The 19,931-nt window shown below is 70.3% G+C and carries 18 protein-coding genes; 5 read left to right on the plus strand and 13 right to left on the minus strand.

The genetic code is table 11. The features are described 5' to 3' along the window. Positions 1-8: 8 nt before the first annotated feature. Positions 9-491: a peroxiredoxin gene (locus tag Q0R13_RS05835; RefSeq protein ID WP_293900860.1), complete on the minus strand. Its 483-nt coding sequence runs from the start codon at positions 489-491 to the stop codon at positions 9-11. A 136-nt stretch (positions 492-627) separates the two neighbouring features. On the opposite strand from Q0R13_RS05835, the gene Q0R13_RS05840 reads away from it, so the two are divergent. Beyond that, the gene (locus tag Q0R13_RS05840; protein WP_293900863.1) at positions 628-1,191 is read left to right on the plus strand and encodes a YqgE/AlgH family protein; all 564 of its coding nucleotides are present in this window, start codon (positions 628-630) and stop codon (positions 1,189-1,191) included. 86 nt (positions 1,192-1,277) lie between these two features. Here Q0R13_RS05840 and Q0R13_RS05845 read toward each other — a convergent pair whose 3' ends face one another. Then, complete coding sequence (locus Q0R13_RS05845; RefSeq protein WP_293900866.1) at positions 1,278-2,936, minus strand: bifunctional diguanylate cyclase/phosphodiesterase; 1,659 nt, start codon at positions 2,934-2,936, stop codon at positions 1,278-1,280. A 40-nt stretch (positions 2,937-2,976) separates the two neighbouring features. Beyond that, complete coding sequence (locus Q0R13_RS05850; RefSeq protein WP_293900869.1) at positions 2,977-3,588, minus strand: GNAT family protein; 612 nt, start codon at positions 3,586-3,588, stop codon at positions 2,977-2,979. 164 nt (positions 3,589-3,752) lie between these two features. Here Q0R13_RS05850 and Q0R13_RS05855 point away from each other — a divergent pair, with 164 nt between their 5' ends. Beyond that, entirely contained in the window at positions 3,753-6,062 is a 2,310-nt protein-coding gene (locus tag Q0R13_RS05855) for an ATP-binding protein (RefSeq protein ID WP_293900872.1), read from the plus strand. A gap of 105 nt (positions 6,063-6,167) precedes the next feature. Then, positions 6,168-8,204 carry a PAS domain-containing hybrid sensor histidine kinase/response regulator gene (locus Q0R13_RS05860; RefSeq protein WP_293900875.1) on the plus strand — a complete coding sequence of 679 codons (2,037 nt, stop codon included), beginning with the start codon at positions 6,168-6,170 and terminating at the stop codon, positions 8,202-8,204. A 13-nt stretch (positions 8,205-8,217) separates the two neighbouring features. On the opposite strand, the gene Q0R13_RS05865 is transcribed toward Q0R13_RS05860, so the two are convergent. The 10 genes from Q0R13_RS05865 to coxB all read right to left on the minus strand — a co-directional run bounded on the left by Q0R13_RS05865 (position 8,218) and on the right by coxB (position 17,604). Next, complete coding sequence (locus tag Q0R13_RS05865) at positions 8,218-9,480, minus strand: pitrilysin family protein (RefSeq protein ID WP_293900878.1); 1,263 nt, start codon at positions 9,478-9,480, stop codon at positions 8,218-8,220. 4 nt (positions 9,481-9,484) lie between these two features. Further along, positions 9,485-10,873: a threonine synthase gene (gene thrC, locus Q0R13_RS05870; RefSeq protein WP_293900881.1), complete on the minus strand. Its 1,389-nt coding sequence runs from the start codon at positions 10,871-10,873 to the stop codon at positions 9,485-9,487. Beyond that, positions 10,874-11,605 (minus strand): SURF1 family cytochrome oxidase biogenesis protein, encoded by a 732-nt coding sequence (locus Q0R13_RS05875; RefSeq protein ID WP_293900884.1) that lies wholly within the window; start codon positions 11,603-11,605, stop codon positions 10,874-10,876. Next, on the minus strand, positions 11,595-11,954 hold the full coding sequence (locus Q0R13_RS05880; RefSeq protein WP_293900887.1) for a DUF983 domain-containing protein: 360 nt from the start codon (positions 11,952-11,954) through the stop codon (positions 11,595-11,597). Before Q0R13_RS05880 ends, Q0R13_RS05875 begins: the two co-directional genes overlap by 11 nt. Before the next feature lie 12 nt (positions 11,955-11,966). Next, the gene (locus Q0R13_RS05885) at positions 11,967-12,839 is read right to left on the minus strand and encodes a cytochrome c oxidase subunit 3 (protein ID WP_293900890.1); all 873 of its coding nucleotides are present in this window, start codon (positions 12,837-12,839) and stop codon (positions 11,967-11,969) included. Positions 12,840-13,017: 178 nt separating this feature from the next. After that, the gene (locus Q0R13_RS05890; protein WP_293900893.1) at positions 13,018-13,620 is read right to left on the minus strand and encodes a cytochrome c oxidase assembly protein; all 603 of its coding nucleotides are present in this window, start codon (positions 13,618-13,620) and stop codon (positions 13,018-13,020) included. Further along, on the minus strand, positions 13,607-13,756 hold the full coding sequence (locus Q0R13_RS05895; RefSeq protein ID WP_293900895.1) for a hypothetical protein: 150 nt from the start codon (positions 13,754-13,756) through the stop codon (positions 13,607-13,609). The genes Q0R13_RS05890 and Q0R13_RS05895 overlap by 14 nt, the downstream gene beginning before the upstream one ends. Continuing rightward, the gene (gene cyoE / locus Q0R13_RS05900) at positions 13,753-14,751 is read right to left on the minus strand and encodes a heme o synthase (protein WP_293900898.1); all 999 of its coding nucleotides are present in this window, start codon (positions 14,749-14,751) and stop codon (positions 13,753-13,755) included. Before cyoE ends, Q0R13_RS05895 begins: the two co-directional genes overlap by 4 nt. Positions 14,752-14,940: 189 nt before the next feature. Further along, the gene (gene ctaD, locus Q0R13_RS05905; protein ID WP_293900900.1) at positions 14,941-16,599 is read right to left on the minus strand and encodes a cytochrome c oxidase subunit I; all 1,659 of its coding nucleotides are present in this window, start codon (positions 16,597-16,599) and stop codon (positions 14,941-14,943) included. 18 nt (positions 16,600-16,617) lie between these two features. Next, complete coding sequence (gene coxB, locus Q0R13_RS05910; RefSeq protein WP_293900903.1) at positions 16,618-17,604, minus strand: cytochrome c oxidase subunit II; 987 nt, start codon at positions 17,602-17,604, stop codon at positions 16,618-16,620. 344 nt (positions 17,605-17,948) lie between these two features. Here coxB and tldD point away from each other — a divergent pair, with 344 nt between their 5' ends. Together tldD and Q0R13_RS05920 are read left to right on the plus strand one after the other, a co-directional pair. Then, positions 17,949-19,379 (plus strand): metalloprotease TldD, encoded by a 1,431-nt coding sequence (gene tldD / locus Q0R13_RS05915; protein WP_293900906.1) that lies wholly within the window; start codon positions 17,949-17,951, stop codon positions 19,377-19,379. Positions 19,380-19,381: 2 nt separating this feature from the next. After that, positions 19,382-19,789 carry a GFA family protein gene (locus Q0R13_RS05920; protein ID WP_293900909.1) on the plus strand — a complete coding sequence of 136 codons (408 nt, stop codon included), beginning with the start codon at positions 19,382-19,384 and terminating at the stop codon, positions 19,787-19,789. Positions 19,790-19,931 lie beyond the last annotated feature (142 nt).

Consider the following 19,931-nt stretch of genomic DNA (forward strand, 5'->3'; position numbering starts at 1 on the left):
TATGGCGCCTACAGCTGGGCCAGCATGTAGTCGGCGGCGGAGACCTTGAACTCGCCGCCCTGCTCGACGTTGAGCTCGGTCACCACGCCGTCCTTGACCACCATGGAGTAGCGCTGCGAGCGCTTGCCCAGGCCGAAGCGGCTGCCGTCCATCTCCAGGCCGACGGCGGCGGTGAAATCGCCGTTGCCGTCGCCCAGCATGACGATGTCGTCGCCGACCGCCTGGTCCTCGCCCCAGGCCTTCATCACGAAGGCGTCGTTCACCGACAGGCAGGCGATCACATCGACGCCCTTGGCCTTCAGCTCGGGGCCGAGCTGCTTGAAGCCCGGCAGGTGCTTGGCCGAGCAGGTGGGGGTGAAGGCGCCCGGCAGGGCGAACAGGGCCACGGTCTTGCCGGCGAAGAACGCGCCCGTCTGGACCGGCTTGGGGCCTTCGGCGGTCGCCTGGCTGATGGTCACGTCGGGGACCTTGTCGCCCACTTTGATGGTCATGGCGGTGAATTCCTTGGCTTTGGGGGGAACAGGAAATGACGCTGATAGCCGATCGGACGGCCGGACGGTAACCTCGATTTCCGGCTGGCGAACACAGCCCCTTGATGTCGCCACGATCCGGCGGAATCTTTCGGTCATGGACGGCGCGTTCCTCAACGGCCAGATGCTGATCGCCATGCCGGGGATCGGCGACCCGCGCTTCGAGCGGTCGCTGATCCTGGTCTGCGCCCACGATGGCGACCACGCCATGGGCATCGCCGTGAACCGGCCGGTCGAGGGCCTGACCATCCCCGACCTGCTGGAGCGGCTGAAGATCCGGACGAGCGGCAAGCTGGACGACGACTTGGTGCTGGTGGGCGGGCCGGTGGAGGTCGAGCGCGGCTTCGTGCTCCACACCGACGACTACCGCGCCGAGCACAGCCTGGAGGTGGACGGCGGCCTGGCGCTGACCACCACCCGCGAGGTGCTGGAGGCCATGGGCCGCCGCAATGCGCAGCCCCGCCGGGCGATCCTGGCGCTGGGCTACGCAGGCTGGGGCGCCGGGCAGCTGGAGCACGAGATCCGCGAGAACGTCTGGCTCACCTGCGACGCCGACGAGGCCCTGGTGTTCGACGACGACTACCACAGCAAGTGGACCCGTGCGCTGGCCAAGCTGCGCATCGACCCGAAATTCCTGAGCGCCGAGGGTGGGCGGGCGTAGGGCGTCGTCGGGGTCGAGCTCGGGCTCAGTCGCGGGCGCCCAATTCCTCCCCCAACGGGGGTAGGACCTTCGCGACTGGGCGCGGGTCAGCCGCGCGCCTTTACCGGGGCCGCGCCGTCGACGTAGCTTTCGTTGAGGTAGACTTCGGCTTCCTGAGCCGAGAGGGCGGGGGCATAGCCGAAGCCCTGGCCGTAGTCGCAGCCCAGCGAGAGGAGCTGGCGGGCCATGCCGGCGTTCTCGACGCCCTCGGCGACGACTTCCATATCGAGGTCCTGGCCCAGCTTGACCACCGAGGTGACGATCTTCACGGAGCCCGGGTTGCTGGCCATGGTGCGCACGAAGTAGCGGTCGATCTTCAGGGTGTCGAACGGCAGGCGGGTGAGGTAGCTGAGCGACGAGAAGCCGGTGCCGAAGTCGTCCAGGGCCAGGGCGGCGCCGGCCTGGCGCAGTTCGTGCAGCACCACGGCGGCGCGGTCCGGGTCGCGCATGACGTCGCCCTCGGTAACTTCCAGCTTCAGCGCGCCCGGCGGCAGGCCGGTCTCGGCGCGGATCGCCTTGACGTCGGCGACCAGGTCGGGGCGGTCGAGCTCGCCGGTGGAGAGGTTCACGGCCACGGTGAGCTCGCCGGCGGCGCGGTGGCGCTTGCGCCAGATGGCCAGCTGCTTGGAGGCCTCGCGCATCATCATCGCGCCCAGCTCGGGCATCAGGCCCATCTCTTCGCAGAGCGGCAGGAAGTCGTCGGGCATCACCAGGCCGCGGCGCGGGTGGCGCCAGCGGACCAGGGCCTCGAAGCCGGAGAGCGCGCCGGTCGAGAGGCGCACGATCGGCTGGTAGAAGGGCATCAGCTCGCCACGGCGCAGCGCGCCCTTGAGGTCGCCTTCCAGGGCCAGGCGGGACAGGCCGTCGGTCTCCAGGCCGCGGCCATAAGCGGCGGCGCCGCCGCGACCGTGGCGCTTGGCCGATTCCACCGCCAGCTCGGCGCGGCGCAGCAGTTCGGTGGCCTCCGGAGCCTCCTCGCCGCCGGGCGCGCGCACGGCGCCGATGGAAAGGGTCGGGTGGATGTCGAAGCCGGCCACCCGCAGCGGCTGTTCCAGGGCGTGGCGCAGGGTCTCGGCGCCGGGCGAGGCGCCCAGGGGCGCCATGGCGGCGAACTCGTCCTCGCCGATCCGCGCCAGCAGGGCCCCGGGCGGGAAGGCGGCGGCCAGGCGCGAGCCCAGGGCGGCCAGCACCAGGTCGGCCCGCTCGTGACCCAGCGCCTCGTTGAGCCGGCGCAGGCGGTCCAGGTCGGCGACGATCAGCTCGTGCTCGCCCGGAGTCTGCAGGCGCTCACGGGCCAGGGTGATGAAGCTTTCGCGGTTGGCGAGTCCGGTCAGGGTATCGACGCCGGAGGCCGCGAACCGCACCTCGGCGGCGACCACGCCGGCGGCGCGCACGCCCTCCTCCAGCCAGACGCCGCGCCAGATGCAGGGGGCCCCGCCGCGCAGCCGCAGGCGCACGGCCACCTCGCCGCCCGGCGGCTGCAGGCGCAGGATATCCTCGGCGATGGCGCGGTCCTGGGGCAGGGCCAGGGCGCGGAAGGCGGCGGAGGAACAGTCGGGGGCCAACGGACCCAGGCCGAGCGGCCGGGTGGAACCGGTCAGGCGCAGACGGTCCTTCTCAGGCTCCCAGACCCACAGGGCGACTTCCGCCGCGCCGAGGGCCTCAAGCGTGGCCGTCGCGTCCCAGATCCAACGTTCGTTGGCCATTCCGTCCCGAAGCCCGAGCCCACACCACCGAGGTTCGGCCTCAGACCGATACCCCCTCGTCCGGCCCGTCATGTCCCCCGTAGGGCGACAGCCGACCGAACAGGACATGGTCTCGCCAAGCGCCGTTAATTTTCAGATAAGCCTGGGCGAACCCCTCCTCGGCGAACCCGGCCCTGGCGAGCAGTTTTCGCGAGGGTGCGTTGTCGGGAATGCAGGCCGCCTCCAGCCGGTGGAGCGCCAGGGTGCGGAAGGCGAACTCGCTCAAGCCGCGCACGGCGCCCAGGGTCAGGCCCTGGCGGGTGAAGGGCCGGCCGCACCAGTAGCCCACCGACCCCATCTGGGCGACGCCGCGGCGGACGTTGGAGAGGGTGATGCCGCCGGTCAGGGCGTCGTCCGAGGCGCGGAACACGAAAAACGGATAGGCCAGCCCCGCCTCGCGGTCGCGGGCATAGGCCAGGAGGCGGCGGCGAAAGGCGGCGCGGCTCAGGTCGTCGGCCGGCCAGGTGGGTTCCCACGGCTGCAGGAACGCCCGGCTGTGGGCGCGCAGCTCGCGCCAGTCGGTGAAGTCGGAGGCGCGCGGCGGACGCAGCCAGACCCCCTCACCCTCGACGCGAAGTCCGCTCTCCGGCGCAATCCAGTCCAGCAGGGCCATGCGTCGAAGCGTCGCGTAATTCGCGGCCGGGTCAAGGGGGTGCGACGCGGGGCTGCGACCAGCCCCGCGCCAGAAGGCCGCATACCGTTTGTTCGGCTCGTCACCTTGCGTTAAGCGCCCGGCCGCCACGGTGACGGCAAGATCGGCAAGATCCGGAGGTCTCGGTGCAAGCTCGCGATCCATCGGCCGGCGACCGTCCCTCGGCCGGCGGCACGTCTGCGACCACGGCCTGGATGGAGTCCGTCTGGGCCGCGCTGGAGGACGTGCGGCGGTCGGCCGAGGACATGCTGCCCGGCGCCAGCGCGCGGCTGGTGGCGCCGCTGCGCAGCGATCCCCTGGTGACCCTGGCGCTGGACGCCGACGCGCCCCAAGACCTCGCGGTCGGCGACCGCTACGCCGCCGCCGTGCCGATCCGGCTGGAGGACGACGCGGTGGCCGCGGTGCTGGTGGTCAGTTTCGCCGCCCGGCCGCAGGTCGAGGTGCTGGAGCGCCTCGCCCGGCTGGCGCGCCTCGCCCGCTTCTCCCCCGCCGCGCCCGACGAGACGGCTGCCCGCCGAGCCGCCCTGGTCTCGGTGGTGCGCTCGATCCCGCTGCGCGTGCTGTTCACCGACTGCGAGCTGCGGGTGCTGGCCGCGAGCCCGGTCTCCGCCGCCGAGATGGGCGTGCCCGAGGCCGAGTTCATCGGCCGGTCGCTTGCCGAGCTTCGGCCCGAGGTGTTCGGCCGCTTCCGCAAGGTGCTCGACCGCGCCCTGGCCGGGGAGACCATCCGCACGCCGCGGTTCCGCTCGCAGATCGGCGACGGGCCGGTCCACTGGTTCCAGACCGAGGTCCACCCCTGGCGCGACGTCAATGGCCGGGTCGCCGGGATTATCATGGTGGCCGTCGACATCACCGAGACGGTCGAGGCGATCCGCGGCGTGGAGCTGTCGGAACAGCGGCTGAAGATCGCCCTGGAACTGGCCGACCTGCACGTCTGGGAGCTGGACTACGCCACCCAGGCGCTGACCACGGGCGGGGCGACCAGCACCTTCTTCGACGGCTCGCTGAGCGACGCGGAGATCGTCGCCGACGCCCAGATCACCATCCATCCGGACGACCGCGCGCGGATCGGACCCGCCTGGGAGGAGGCCGTGCTCAACGACACGCCGTTCCGTCCCGAGTACCGGATCAACCGCGCGGACGGCAAGGAGGTCTGGGCGGCCTGCGCCACCCGCATGATCCGCGACGCCGCCGGCGAGCCGCTGCGCCTGATCGGCGCGATGCAGAACATCACCGACCGCAAGCAGTCCGAGGCCGAGATCGTCCGGGCCCTGGAACAGGCGGAGGCCGCCAACCGGGCCAAGAGCGTGTTCCTGGCGACCATGAGCCACGAGATCCGCACGCCGCTGAACGGCGTGCTGGGCATGGCCCAGGCGATGGCCGCCGACGACCTCACCGGCCCGCAGCGCAGCCGCCTGCGGACCATCCGCCAGTCGGGCGAGGCCCTGCTGGTGATCCTCAACGACCTGCTGGACCTGTCGAAGATCGAGGCCGGTAAGCTGGAGCTGGAGCTGGCCGACTTCGCGCTGACGCCGCTGCTGGAGAGCGTGCAGGCGGCGTTCGGCGATCTGGCGGCCAGCAAGGGCCTGGCCCTGACGGTCGAGGCCGGGGCCGATGCGCCAGGGGTCTATCGCGGCGACGCCACCCGCCTGCGGCAGATCCTGTTCAACCTGGTCTCCAACAGCCTGAAGTTCACCGAGCGCGGCGAGGTCCGCGTGGAGGCGCGCGGTGAGGGCGAGGCGCTGGTATTCAGCGTCACCGACACCGGTATCGGCATCCCCGCCGACCGGCTGGCGCGGCTGTTCGACAAGTTCGAGCAGGCCGACGCCTCCACCACCCGCCGGTTCGGCGGCACGGGCCTGGGCCTGGCGATCAGCCGCGACCTGGCCGCCATGATGCAGGGCGTCATCGCAGTGGCGAGCCGCGAGGGCGAGGGCAGCCAGTTCCACCTTTCCGTCACCCTGGCGCGGGTCGGCGACGAGGCGCCCGCCGATTGTGCGGAGGCTGCGCCGGAGACCGCCGGGTTCCAAGCGGAGACGCCGCTGCGGGTGCTGGCAGCCGAGGACAACAGTATCAACCAGCTGGTGCTGCGCACCCTGCTGCAGCAGATGGGAGTCGAGCCGGTGATCGTCGACGACGGCGCCGCCGCGGTCGCCGCCTGGCGCGGCCAGGCCTGGGACCTGATCCTGATGGACGTGCAGATGCCGGTGATGGACGGCCCCACCGCCACCCGCACCATCCGCGCGCTCGAGGCCGAGACCGGGCGGGCGCGGACGCCGATCGTCGCCGTCACCGCCAACGCCATGGCCCACCAGGTGGCCGAATACACCGCTGACGGGATGGACGGGGTGATCGCCAAGCCGATCCGCGTCGAGGCGCTGTTCGGCGCCCTGCAGGCCGTCCTCGACGAGGCGGAGATCTCACAGGCGGCCTGAGCCGGCGGCTCCTGCGCCACGATGCCGCAAGGGGCCGCATGACGCCGTTGCATCGGCCTTAAGCCTGTGTCGCGCAGGATCGGTCGCAAATATCGGAGGGGTGTCTTGCGGCAGCGTCAAGGTGGCCAGGGGAGCAGCTATGCCGGCGCACAATACGCGGCGACGCGCTTCGCGCGCCTGACGCGACGGACCCACCCCGCCGCGCGACCCGTGGTCGATCCGCGCCAGGCGGCCCTGGTCACCCTGATCGGCTCGCTGCCCCTGCGCGTGCTGATGGTCGATCGGGCGACCCGCGTCCTGGCCGCGAGCAAGTCGTCGGCAGGCGGCATGGGTGGGGAGGAAGCCGATTTCACCGGCCGCTGCATCTTCGACATCGACCCCGAATACTTCGGCCCCTACCGCGCGATCCTCGACCGCTGCCTGGCCGGCGAGACCTTCTCCGCACCCCGGGTCCGGGCCCGCGAGCCGGACGGGTCGGATATCTGGCTGCGCACCCAGATCAGCCCCTGGTTCGATTCAGCGGGCCGGATCGCCGGGGCGATCTCGGTGTCGGTGGACATCACCGACATGACCGAGGCCCTGCGCGCCAGCGAGCGCTCCGAACAGCGCCTGCAGATGGCGGTGGAGATCGCCGACCTGCACGTCTGGGAGCTGGACTACGCCACCGGCGAGATCATCGCCGTGGGCGCCAACGAGACCTTCTTCGACGGCTCGCTCAGCGATGCAGAGATCGCGGCCGACCTCAACATCACCATCCATCCGGAGGACCGCGCGCGGATCGCCGACCTCTGGGCGGCGTCCCTGGAGACCGACACGCCCTACCGGCCGGAGTACCGGATCAACCGGGCCGACGACAAGGAAGTCTGGGCGGCGTGTACGACCCGGCTGCTGCGCGACGAGGCGGGCGAGCCGATGCGCCTGCTGGGCGCCATGCAGAACATCACCGAGCGCAAGCTTGCCGAGGCGGCGCTGGTCCAGGCCCGGGACGACGCCGAGGCCGCCAACCGCGCCAAGAGCGCCTTCCTGGCCACCATGAGCCACGAAATCCGCACCCCGCTGAACGGCGTGCTGGGCATGGCCCAGGCGATGGCCGCCGACGAGCTGGTCGGTCGCCAGCGCGCGCGGCTGGACACCATCCGCCAGTCCGGCGAGGTGCTGCTGACCGTGCTCAACGACGTCCTCGACCTGTCCAAGATCGAGGCGGGCAAGCTGCAGCTCGAGGTCGTGGACTTCGAGCTCTCGCGCCTGGTCAGGACCGCCCACGACGCCTTCGCCGCCGTGGCCGCCGGGCGCGGCCTGGGCTTGGTAACCGAGATCGACCCCACCGCGCGCGGCCGGTATCGCGGCGACTGCGGGCGCCTGCGCCAGGTGCTCTACAACCTGGTGTCCAACGCCCTGAAGTTTACCGAGGTGGGCGAGGTGCGGCTCCAGGTCAGCCGCCGCGGCGAGGCCCTGGTGTTCGCGGTGGTCGACAGCGGCATCGGCATTCCCGCCAACCGCCTGCCGCAGCTGTTCAACAAGTTCGAGCAGGTCGACGCATCCACCACCCGCCGGTTCGGCGGCACCGGCCTGGGCCTGGCAATCTGCCGCGACCTGGCCACCCTGATGGGCGGCGATATCGAGGTCGCCAGCCAACCCGGCGTCGGCAGCCAGTTCCGGCTGGTGGTCCCGTTGCCCTGGATCGGCGACGAAGGCACGGCGGCGGACGCGCCCGCGCCGGCGGACGTCGCGCTCGAGGCCGGCGGCGGCCTGCGCGTGCTGGCGGCCGAAGACAACAGCGTCAACCAGCTGGTGCTGCGCACCCTGCTGCAGCGGGTGGGCATCGATCCCCACATCGTCAGCGACGGCGCCGAGGCCGTGGCCGCCTGGCGCACGCAGGACTGGGACGTGATCCTGATGGACGTCCAGATGCCGGTGATGGACGGCCCCGCCGCCACCCGAGCGATCCGCGCCGCGGAACTGGCCGGCGGCCGGCCGCGCACGCCGATCCTGGCGCTCACCGCCAACGCCATGGCCCATCAGGTCGCCGACTACCTCGCCGCCGGCATGGACGGCGTGGTGGCCAAGCCAATCCGGGTCGAAGAGCTGTTCGGGGCCCTGCAGGCGATCCTGGACGGGGCGGGGGTCGCGGAAGCGGCCTGAGCGTCTCTCTTGCCTACCCGAACAGGGTCCGTTCGAAGCGGTCGGCGGCGGCGAGGGCGGCCTTGGGGCCGAGGATGGCGACTGCGGCCTTGCGGGGCTCGAGGATGCGCACGGTCAGGGCCGCGAGCTGGGCCGGGGTCACGGCGTCGATCTGCTCGGCCACGGCGACCGGGTCCAGCGTGCGGCCGAACAGCAGCACCTGGCCGGCGGCCTGTTCGGCGCGGGCCAGGGCGGATTCGCGGCCCATGAACATCGCGCCCTTGAGCTGGGCCTTGGCGCGCGACAGCTCGGCCGCGCCGACCGGCTCGGTCAGGCCCTTCAGCTCGTTGGCGGTGACCTCGGCCAGTTCCACGGCGTCGCCGGCCGCGCAGCCAGCGAACACGCCCAGCACGCCGGTGTCGGCATAGGTCTCGGAATAGGCGTCGATCGCGTAGGCAAGGCCGCGCACCTCGCGGGCCTCCTGGAACAGCCGCGACGCCATGCCGCCGCCCAGGATCTCGGCCAGCAGGCGCAGCGCGAAATAGTCCGGGTCCATCACGCCGACGGCCGGCAGCAGCAGCACCAGGTTGGCCTGCTCCAGCTTCTTGGCGACCGTCTTGGTCCCGCCGGCGAACGCGGCCGGCTCGGGCGCCGCGAGATCCGCCCCCGCCGCGCCGCCGTAATCCCGCTCGGCCAGGGCCAGCAGCTCCTCCTCGTCGACCGCCCCGGCGGCGCTGACCACCAGGGTCCCCGGCGCATAGAGGGCGGCGCGCCAGGCGCTGAGCGTTTCCGGCGTCGCGGTCCCGATGGACTTGGGCGTCCCCAGGATCGGCCGGCCCAGCGGCTGGCCGGCGAAGGCCGCTTCCTGGGCCAGTTCGAACACCAGGTCGTCGGGGGTGTCGGCGGCCTCGGCGATCTCCTGGCCCACCACCTGCTTCTCGCGGGTGAGGTCGGCGGCGTCCATGGCCGGGCGCAGCACCAGGTCGGCGATCACCGCCGAGCCCAGGTCCAGGCCGCCCTTCAGGGCGCGGATCTGGAAGCTGGTGCGCTCATAGCCGGTGGCGGCGTTGATGTGCCCGCCCTCGGCCTCGATCGCCTCGACGATCTGCTTGGCCGAGCGGCCGCCGGCCCCCTTGAACACCATGTGCTCAAGCAGGTGCGACCAGCCGGAGTGGCCGGCGTCCTCGAACCGCGCGCCGCGCCCGGCCACCACCGACAGCGCCGTGGTCTGCCAGCCCGGCAGCGGATCGCAGACCACGCGGACGCCGTTCGACAGGGTATGAACCTTGGGGGTCACGGGCTCAGGCCTCCGCAAAGGCGCGGACGTAGGCCTTGATCGTCGCAGCCTCGCCGGGCAGGTGGTCGAACCGTTCCGGGCGCCCGGCCAGGGTCGCCACCCCGCGCGGCAGGTCGGGCGTGACGCCGCAGGCCTTGGCCACATCCTGTGGGAACTTGGCCGGGTGGGCGGTGGAGAGCACCACGACCGGCCCCTCCAGGGCCACGTGGCGCAGGGCGGCCACCGCGACGGCGGTATGCGGATCGATCAGTTCGCCGGTCTCGTTCAGGGTGACGAGGATGGTTCGCGCGGTCTCCGCCTCGCCGATCGCCACGCCGGTGAACAGGGCCTGCATCGTGGCGAGCGCGGCGGGCGGGATGTCGACGACGCCGGCGTTGGCGAAGGCTTGGAAGGCGCGGGTGGTTTCCACAGGCTCGCGGCCGACGCCCTCGAAATAGAGCCGCTCGAAGTTGGAGGCCGACTGGATGTCCATGGCCGGCGACAGGGTCGCCTGGACCGCGCCGCGCGCATAACGGCCGGTCTGGAAGGCCCGCGCCAGGATGTCGTTGGCATTGGTCGCCGCCACGATGCGCCGGATCGGCAGGCCCAGCCGCGTCGCCACATAGCCGGCATAGGCGTCGCCGAAGTTGCCGGACGGGACCACGAAGTTGACCGCCCGATCCGGCGCGCCCAGGGCCGCGGCGGTCGTGAAGTAGTAGACCGCCTGGGCCGCGATGCGGGCGAAGTTGATCGAGTTGACCGCGGCCAGGTCCACGGCCTGTTTCAACACCTGGTCCTGGAAGGCGTCCTTGAGGATCGCCTGGCAGTCGTCGAAGGTGCCGTCCACCGCCACGCAGGCGATGTTGGGCTCGGTGGCGGTGGTCATGAAGCGGCGCTGCACCTCGGAGATGCGACCCTTGGGAAACATCGCCACGAGCTTGACGTTCTTCGCGCCCCGGAAGGCCTCGACCGCCGCGCCGCCGGTGTCGCCGGAGGTCGCGCAAAGGATGGTCTGGCGGCGGCCCTGGAGGCCCAGCAGGTGGTCGTAGAGCCGGGCCAGGATCTGCATGGCCACGTCCTTGAACGCCAGGCTGGGGCCGTGGAAAAGCTCGGCGATGAAAGTCTGCGGCCCGATCTGCACCATCGGGACCACGGCCCGGTGGCTGAAGGTGGCGTAGGCCTCCTCGCACATGGCCCGCAGGTCGGCCGGCGCGATCTCATCGCCGGCGAAGGCGCCCAGCACCCGGGCCGCCACCTGGGCGTAGGGCTGGCCGGCGAAGGCGGCGATCTCGTCGGGCGGGATCGTCGGCCAGGTCTGCGGCACATAGAGCCCGCCGTCCGGGGCCAACCCGCCCAGCACCGCATCGGTGAAACCGACCGCGGGCGACTGCCCGCGGGTCGAGACGTAACGCATCTAGGATTTCCGCCAGCGAAGGAGCATGGCGGCATAGACGCCGAGCAATGCCAGGGCAAGGCCGTACCAGGTGATGGCGTATTCCAGGTGGTTGTTGGGAATATCCATCGGAATCGGGACCGGGATCAGCGCCTTGAACTCCGGATTGGTCGCGGTCTCGGCCATCAGGAACAGCGGCGCGGGGTCGGGCGCCTGCAGGGCCGCGGCCATGGTCACCGGGTTGCGACGATACCAGAGGCGAGGGCTGTCGGGCGGGGTGAAGGCGTTGCCGCGGTCGGGCCTGTGCAGCACGCCGACGATCTCCAGGGGCGTGGTGTCGGCGGCGTTGACGGCCGGGCGGGCGGCAACGGTGTCGGGGAGGAAGCCGCGGTCCACCAGGACGGAGCGATACTTGGCGCTGGCGGTCCGGCAGGCGGAGATCAGCCGCACGCCGGCCTGGCCGTCGCGCAGCGTGTAGAACTGGACGGCCGGCGCCTTGGCCAGGCCCGGGCAGACGGCCTTGGCCCGGGTGTAGTCCGCGTCGCCGCCGGCCGCGACGCGGTCCAGCACCGCCCCCAGCGGCTGGGCGGGCGCGGCCTGCAGGGCCGCGATGCGCGCCAGCAGGCCTTGTTTCCAGTGCAGCCGCTGCACCTGCCAGGTCCCCAGGCCGATCAGCAGGGCGAAGGCGATGGCGGTGGCGATCGTCAGGCCGATCGGGAACCGCCCGCGCGCCCGGGTCGGCTCAGTCGTCATGACGCGCTTCGGAGGCCCGGTTCATGAACTGCGCGGCCAGCATCAGGCCTTTCAGCGGGCGGATCAGGCCCAGCGACAGGATCAGGGTCAGGGGCAGCCAGATGATCAGGTGCACCCAGATCGGCGGATGGATCGTGAACTCGGTGATCAGGGCGGCGAAGGCCACCAGGAAGCCGGCGATCATGGTGATGAACACCGCCGGCCCATCGCCCGAATCCGCCTTCGACAGGTCGTAGCCGCAGGCCGCGCAGCTCGGGGCGACCTCCAGGAACCCTTCGAAGAGATGACCTTCTCCGCAGTTCGGGCAGCGGCCCGCCAGGCCCGCCAAAAGCGGATGGGGCTTGCCCAATGCATTCCTAGCCTAGTGACCGTGCGCTCCGAAGATCACGTAGATGAAGGCGAACAGGAACAGCCAGACCACGTCCACAAAGTGCCAGTACCAGGCCGCCGCCTCGAAGCCGAAGTGCTGCTTGGGGCTGAAGCCCTTGCCCAGCAGTCGCAGCAGGCAGACCGACAGGAAGATGGTGCCGATCAGCACATGGAAGCCGTGGAAGCCGGTGGCCATGAAGAAGGACGAGCCGTAGAGGCCGGAGCTCTCCTGGCCCTCGCCGCCGAAGAAGTACTTGTGCGTCAGGATGTGGTTGTACTCGTAGGCCTGGATCGAGGTGAACAGCACGCCCAGGATGATGGTCAGCACCAGGCCGATCTTGGCGTTCCGGCGGTCGCCGACCTGCAGGGCGTGGTGGGCCCAGGTCACTGTGGTGCCCGAGAGCAGCAGGGTCAGGGTGTTGACCAGCGGCAGTTCGAAGGCCGGCACGGCCTCGACGCCCTTGGGCGGGAAGGTGGCCCAGGCCTGCTGGACTTCCGGGATCGGGCCCAGCACGCGGTTGCCGTGGAACAGGGCCATCTCGAAGAAGATCCAGAACCAGGCGACGAAGAACATCACTTCGGACGCGATGAACAGGACCATGCCGTAGCGCAGGCCGATCGACACCACCGGGGTGTGGTCGCCCTGGTTGGCTTCCTTCACCACCTCCGACCACCAGCCGAACATGGTGTAGAGCACGCCGGCCAGGCCGGCGAAGAACAGCAGCGGATTGTGCTGCGGGATGCCGAACAGGCCCTTCATCCAGGCCACGCCGCCCAGCGCCATGACGATCGCCGCGATCGAGCCGATCAGCGGATACGGGCTCGGATTGACCAGGTGGTAGTCGTGCTTCACGCCAGCGGCCATCGCGGTCCCAATCCCTTGCCGTTCCGTAGGCGCGCGGCCCCCCCAAAGAGTCGCGCATAGTCCGCGACGCTATAGCCCCGCGCTGGACCCTTCGCCAAGGGGGAAAGGGGCAAGATGGCGCCGCGAAGCGACGGCGCCGATTTCCTCGCCCCCCGCGAAGCGGAGAGGGAGAGGCGTTCTAGCCCTTTGGCTTCGGGGGCGCGGCCTGGGCCTGCTTCGCACCGTTTACCGATGGGTAGAAGGTGTAGCTCAGCGTCACCTCGGTGGCGCCCTTGGTGTTCACGTCCTCGGTGAACTTGGGATCGATGAAATAGAGCACCGGCATCTCCACCGTGGCGCCGGCCGGAATGGTCTGCTCGTTGAAACAGAAGCACTGCAGTTTCTGGAAATAGGCGCCGGCCTGTTCGGGGACGACGTTGTAGACGGCGCGGGCGGTCACCGGCTTGTTGGCGTGGTTGGTGACCTTGAAGAAGGCCAGCTTGGTCTCGCCGATCTTGACGCTCTGGGCGCCCTGCTCGGCCCAGAAGGTCCAGGGCAGGCCGTTGACGTTGGCGTCGAACCGGACGGTGACCGTGCGGGCCAGGGTCTTGTCCGGCGCGACCTGGGCGCGGACCGTGGCGCCGTCGAAGCCGGTGGCCTGGCAGTAGGCCCGGTAGAGCGGCACCGAGGCATAGGCGGCCCCGACCACGGCGACGATGGCCACGCCGCAGATGAGCGCGACACGGGCGTTGCGCCTGGCGGCGGGGTCGGGGGGGGTGGGCAGGCGATCAGAACCGGTCAACGACGCTGGCTCCCAACCGCACGATGGTGACGACGAAGACCAGGATCACGAAGACCACCAGGCCCAGCGCGATGGCGATGTTGCGGCCCCGGCGGGCCTTGGCGAAGTCGGCGCCCTCGTGGGTGGGATCGCTCATCGGAACAACTCCAGCGGCGCAAGGCCGGCCACATGCTCGCCCAGCAAGGTGGCGAACAGCAGCGAGAGGTACAGGATCGAGAAGGCGAAAAGATTGCGGGCGTCGCGGGCCCCGGCGCGGACGTCGTAGAGGCCGTCATCATTGCGCGGGTCGGGGCGCGGGTCGGGGTTGCTCAGGTCGGGCGCCTCGCCGGACTTGCTGCGGTAGAGCCGCCAGGCCAGCAGCAGGAACACCAGCCCGCCAAGGCCGGCCACGCCCAGGTAGATCGCTCCGCCCAGGCCGGTGGCGGCCGGCGCCAGGCAGACCGGGATCAGCAGCAGGCTGTAGACCAGGATCTGGGTGCGGGTGGAGGCCGCGCCCTTGACCACCGGCATCATCGGCACCCCGGCCTTGGCGTAGTCCTCCGAGGTGTAGAGCGACAGCGCCCAGAAATGCGGCGGGGTCCACATGAAGATCATCGCGCACAGCAGCCAGGCGTTGGCCGGAGCGGTCCCGGTGGCCGCCGCCCAGCCGATCACCGGCGGCAGCGCGCCGGCGAGGCCGCCGATGACGATATTCTGCGCCGTCCAGCGCTTCAGCCACATGGTGTAGACCACGGCGTAGAAGACGATGGTGAAGGCCAGCAGGCCGGCCGCCAGCCAGTTCAGCGCCATCCCCATCAGCATCACCGAGAACAGCGACAGCACCACGCCCAGAGTCAGCGCGTCGGCACCCTGCACCCGGCCCGAGGGCACCGGCCGGCCGCGCGTGCGGCGCATCTGGCCGTCGATGTCGGCGTCGTACCACATGTTGAGCGCGCCCGAGGCCCCGGCGCCGACCGCGATGCAGAGGATCGCCACGCCCGCCAGCACCGGGTGCAGCGGGGTCTTGGCGCAAACCAGGCCGGTGAGCGCGGTGAACACCACCAGCGACATGACGCGCGGCTTCATCAGCAGCACGTAATCCTGCCAGCGGGCGGGTAGGCGCGCGGGGGTATCGACCGTAGCCATGGTCATCGGATCATACTCTCAGAATGTCCCAAGCGCCGCGCCTCAGCCGCCGCGAAGACGACGGGTAAGGTGGATCGCGCCCCTTGGCGCGAGACGGAGGGGGCGCAAGGCCTCAAGCTCGGAGCCTGTGGCTTTGCGCCCCCTCCACCGCTTCGCGGTCCCCCTCCCCCGCCGGGCGGGGGAGGAACTAGGCAGCTAGTGGACGTCGGCTTGCACCACCGGCAGTTCGTTGAACTGGTGGAACGGCGGCGGCGAGGACAGGGTCCACTCCAGCGTCGTCGCGCCCTCGCCCCACGGATTGGCCTCGGCCTTGCGACGGAAGACCATGGCGTCGAGCAGCACCAGCAGGAAGACGCCCACGCCGACCAGCGTCACCGCGTAGCCGATCGAGGAGATCTTGTTCCAGTAGGCATAGGCCTCGGGGTAGTCGACATAGCGGCGCGGCATGCCCTGCAGGCCCAGGAAGTGCTGCGGGAAGAAGATCAGGTTCACGCCGACGAAGGTGATCCAGAAATGGGCGCAGCCCATCCACTCGCGGTACTTCACGCCCCACATCTTTTCGAACCAGTAGTAGAAGCCGGCGAAGATCGCGAACACGGCCCCCAGGCTGAGCACATAGTGGAAGTGGGCGACCACGTAGTAGGTGTCGTGCACGCTGTAGTCGACGCCGGCGTTGGCCAGGACCACGCCCGTCACCCCGCCCACGGTGAACAGGAAGATGAAGCCGATCGCCCACAGCATGGGCGTCTTGAAGTCCAGCGACCCGCCCCACATCGTGGCGATCCAGGAGAACACCTTCACCCCGGTGGGCACCGCGATGACCATGGTCGCCGCGACGAAATAGGCCCGCAGCTGGATGCCCATGCCCACCGTGTACATATGGTGCGCCCACACCACGAAGCCGATGAAGCCGATCGCCACCATGGCGTAGGCCATGGCCAGGTAGCCGAACACCGGCTTGCGCGAGAAGGTGGAGACGATGTGGCTGACCATCCCGAAGCCGGGCAGGATCAGGATGTACACTTCCGGGTGACCGAAGAACCAGAACAGGTGCTGGAACATCACCGGGTCGCCGCCGCCGGCGGCATCGAAGAAGTGGGTGTGGAAGTTGCGGTCGGTGAGCAGCATGGTGATCGCGCCGGCAAGCACGGGCAGCGAGAGCAGCAGCAGGAACACGGTCACCAGGATCGACCAGACGAACAGCGGCATGCGGTGCAGCGTCATGCCCGGCGCGCGCATGTTGAAGATCGTGGTGATGAAGTTGATGGCGCCCAGGATCGAGCTGGCGCCGGCCAGGTGGACCGAGAGGATCGCGCAGTCCATCGCCGGGCCGGTGTGGCCTGAGGTCGAGAGCGGCGGATAGAGCGTCCAGCCGCCGCCGAAGCCGCGGCCCGGCCCGCCGTCCACGAACATCGAGGTCACCAGCATCCCGCCGGCCGCCACCAGCAGCCAGAAGGAGATGTTGTTCATCCGCGGGAAGGCCATGTCCGGCGCGCCGATCATGATCGGCACGAACCAGTTGCCGAACCCGCCGATCATGGCGGGCATGACCATGAAGAAGATCATGATCAGGGCGTGGGCCGTCACGACGACGTTGTAGCCGTGGTTCGAGGCCTCCACGAGCCCGCTCCGGGCCAGGAAGCTGCCGGCCTTGAAGTACTGGATGCCGGGCTCGGCCAGTTCCAGGCGGATCAGGCCGGAAAGCGCGCCGCCCACCAGGCCCGCCACGATGGCGAACAGGATGTAGAGCGTGCCGATGTCCTTGTGGTTGGTGGAAAAGAACCAGCGGGTGAAGAACCCCGGCACGTGGCCGTGGTCGTCATCGTGGTGATCGTGAGCGGCGGCTTGAGCCATCTTACGCGGGTCCCAACTCTATTTCGCGGCCGGCGCCTTGGGCGCGGCAGGGGTTGCGGCGGCAGGCGCGGGCGCAGCCGCCGGAGCGACGGCGGCCGGGGTCGCCGCAGCCGGCGCGATGGCGGCGGCGGTCTGACCGGCGGCGGCGGCGGACGGAGCCGCAGCGGCTGGCGCAGCGGCGGCCGGGCCGGTGTGGCCGCCCTTCTTGGCCACCCAGGCATCGAATGCCGCCTGGCTCACCACATGCACCTCGAGGGGCATGAAGGCGTGGTTGACCCCGCACAGCTCACGGCAGTTGCCGTAGTAGATGCCTTCGCGGTCGGCCTTGAACCAGGTCTCGTTCAGGCGGCCCGGGACGGCGTCGGTGATGATCCCGAAGGCCGGGATGGCGAAGGCGTGAATGACGTCGGCGCCGGTCACCTGGACGCGGACCACCTTGTTGACCGGCGCGTAGAGCGGCTCGGTGACGGCCAGCTTGTAGGGCACGCCGGCGGCCTGGGCCTTGTCTTCCGGCAGGATGTTGGAGACGTACTCGCCGATCTTCTGGTCGGGGTATTCGAAGCCCCAGTACCACTGGTAGCCCGTGGCCTTGATGGTCACGTCCGGCTTGGGCATGTCGTTGTAGGCGAACAGCAGGCGGAACGAGAACACCGCGATGACCATCAGGATCATCACCGGCGCCACCGTCCAGACGATCTCCACCAGGGTGTTGTGGCTCCACTTGGCCGGCACCGGGTTCGACTTCTTGTTGTAGCGGATGACCACCCAGGCCAGCAGGCCGGCCACGAACACCACGATGAACGTGATGATCGGCATCAGGATGACGTTATGGAACCAGATCGCGTCCTCTCGCAGCGGCGTGACGCCGGGCTGCATGCCGATCGCGCCGTCCGTGGGTTGGCCGTATTTGTCGGCGGCCCAGGCGGTCGCGCTCCAGAACGCGGCCCCGGCGCCCGCGAAGGCCCCCGCCGCCCGCGTCCGCAATCCGTGAAAGCTAGACTTCATGTCCCCTCGGTCTGCTAGGCCGACGGCGCCCAACTCGGACCACCTCCGCCGACTTCGGAACTGGCCGCGCGGACACGCTTGCGCGACGCCCGACCGGCCCCTTCGCCGGGTGCATACGCGCATCCCAGGAGCTTGCCAAGGCGTTCGGGGCCCTTACGCCGCGGGCAGCCACGACACCCGGTTCGCCGAGCGCGTTTTCCGGGCGCCCGAGCCCCGAAGACAGGGCAGATGAACCGGGGGCATGACCCAGTGAAATGGCGGCTCCCTGCAACGCGGCGGGCGAAGAATAGGACAGGAAGGATGCCGCACGTGACGCCCGCCGCCCGAGTCCCTATCTTGATGCGATGAACGCCCCAGTCCCCGCTCCCTCGATCCTCGACGCCTCTGGAGTCGATCCCGCCCGCGCCCAGGAAATCCTCAATGAAGCGCTGATCGGGGCCGACGACGGGGAGCTGTTCGTCGAGCGCTCCGAGAGCGAGAGCTTCCTGTTCGACGACGGGCGGCTGAAGTCGGCGGCTTATGACGCCACCGAGGGTTTCGGCCTGCGGGTGGTGGCCGGCGAGACGGCGGGCTACGCCCATGCCTCGGAGATCTCCGAGGCGGCGATCCGGCGGGCGGCGGATTCGGCGCGGCTGGCCAAGCGCGGCTATTCCGGCGTGGCGGCCGAGAGCCCGCGGGCCACCAACGCCAAGCTCTATGGCGAGGAGAACCCGCTGGCCTCGCCCGACTTCTCCGACAAGGTCGCGCTGCTGCAGGAGATCGACGCCTGGGCCCGGGCGCGCGACCCGCGCATCGTGCAGGTGATGGCCTCGATCGCCGGCGAGCGGCGCACGGTGGAGATCCTGCGCGCCGACGGACGGCTGATCCGCGACGTGCGGCCGCTGAGCCGGATCAACGTCCAGGTCACCGTCGAGCGCGATGGCAAGCGGGAGAACGGCTACACCGGGGCCGGCGGCCGGGCCGGCTTCGAGGCCTGGATCACGCCGGAGAAGTGGCAGGCCCAGGTGGACGAGGCGCTGCGCCAGGCGCTGGTCAACCTGGACGCCGTGCCCTGCCCGGCCGGCGAGATGGACGTGGTGCTGGGTCCCGGCTGGAACGGGGTGCTGCTGCACGAGGCCGTAGGCCACGGCCTGGAGGGCGACTTCAACCGCAAGGGCACCTCGGCGTTCTCCGGCCGCCTCGGCGAGCGGGTGGCCGCCAAGGGCGTGACCGTGTTCGACGACGGGACGCTGCCGGGCCGCCGAGGCTCGCTCACCGTCGACGACGAGGGGACGCCGACCGAACGGACCATCCTGATCGAGGACGGCATCCTGGTCGGCTACATGCACGACCGGATGAGCGCGCGGCTGATGGGCATGGCGGCGACCGGCAACGCACGCCGGCAGTCCTACGCCCACATGCCGATGCCGCGGATGACCAACACCGCCATGCTGGGCGGATCGCACAAGCCGGAGGAGATGATCGCGTCGACCAAGCGCGGCCTCTACTGCGCCAACTTCGGCGGCGGCCAGGTGGACATCACCAACGGCAAGTTCGTGTTCCAGTGCACCGAGGCCTACCTGATCGAGGACGGCAAGATCACCACCCCGGTGAAGGGCGCGACCCTGATCGGTGATGGCCCCTCGGCGCTGACGCGGGTGACCATGATCGGCGACGACTTCGACTTCGACCCCGGCGTCGGCGTCTGCGGCAAGTCCGGCCAGAGCGTGCCGGTCGGCGTCGGCCAGCCCTCGCTGAAGATCACCGGCCTGACGGTGGGCGGGACGGCGGTCTAGCCATGTCCGAGTTCGTTGCCGTCGGGGGGTGCCTCTGCGGGGCGGTCCGGTTCGGGGTGAAGGAGAAGCTCGCGCCCGTGGGCTTCTGCCACTGTTCGCGGTGCCGGCGGGTATCGGGCACGGGCTCGAACGCGGTGCTGAACATTCGTCGCGACCGCTTCGAATGGCTGTCGGGCGAGGACCAGGTGCAGGTCTACGCCACCCCCGCCGGCTGGAAGAGCCTGTTCTGCCGCACCTGCGGCTGCCCGGTCCCGCACATCCTGTCCGACGGCCAGCGGGTGCTGATCCCGGCCGGCGCGCTGGACGGCGACCCGGACCTGGCGATCTCGGGGCACATCTTCGTGGGCTCCAAGGCGCGCTGGGAGGTGATCGCCGACGGGTCCCCGCAGTTCGACGCGTGGCCCAGCTAGTCGCTTGATCCGCTCATCCCGGCGAAGGCCTGGACCCAGATCGGATGGCGGAGCGAAGGGTTCGCTGAGCGCGGCGCCCTTCCAGGCGCAATCTGCCCTTTACGATCCGGGTCCCGGCATTTGCCGGGATGAGCCGAGTATT

Source organism: Phenylobacterium sp. (genome assembly GCF_025351295.1).
In the GTDB taxonomy this organism is placed as follows: domain Bacteria; phylum Pseudomonadota; class Alphaproteobacteria; order Caulobacterales; family Caulobacteraceae; genus Phenylobacterium.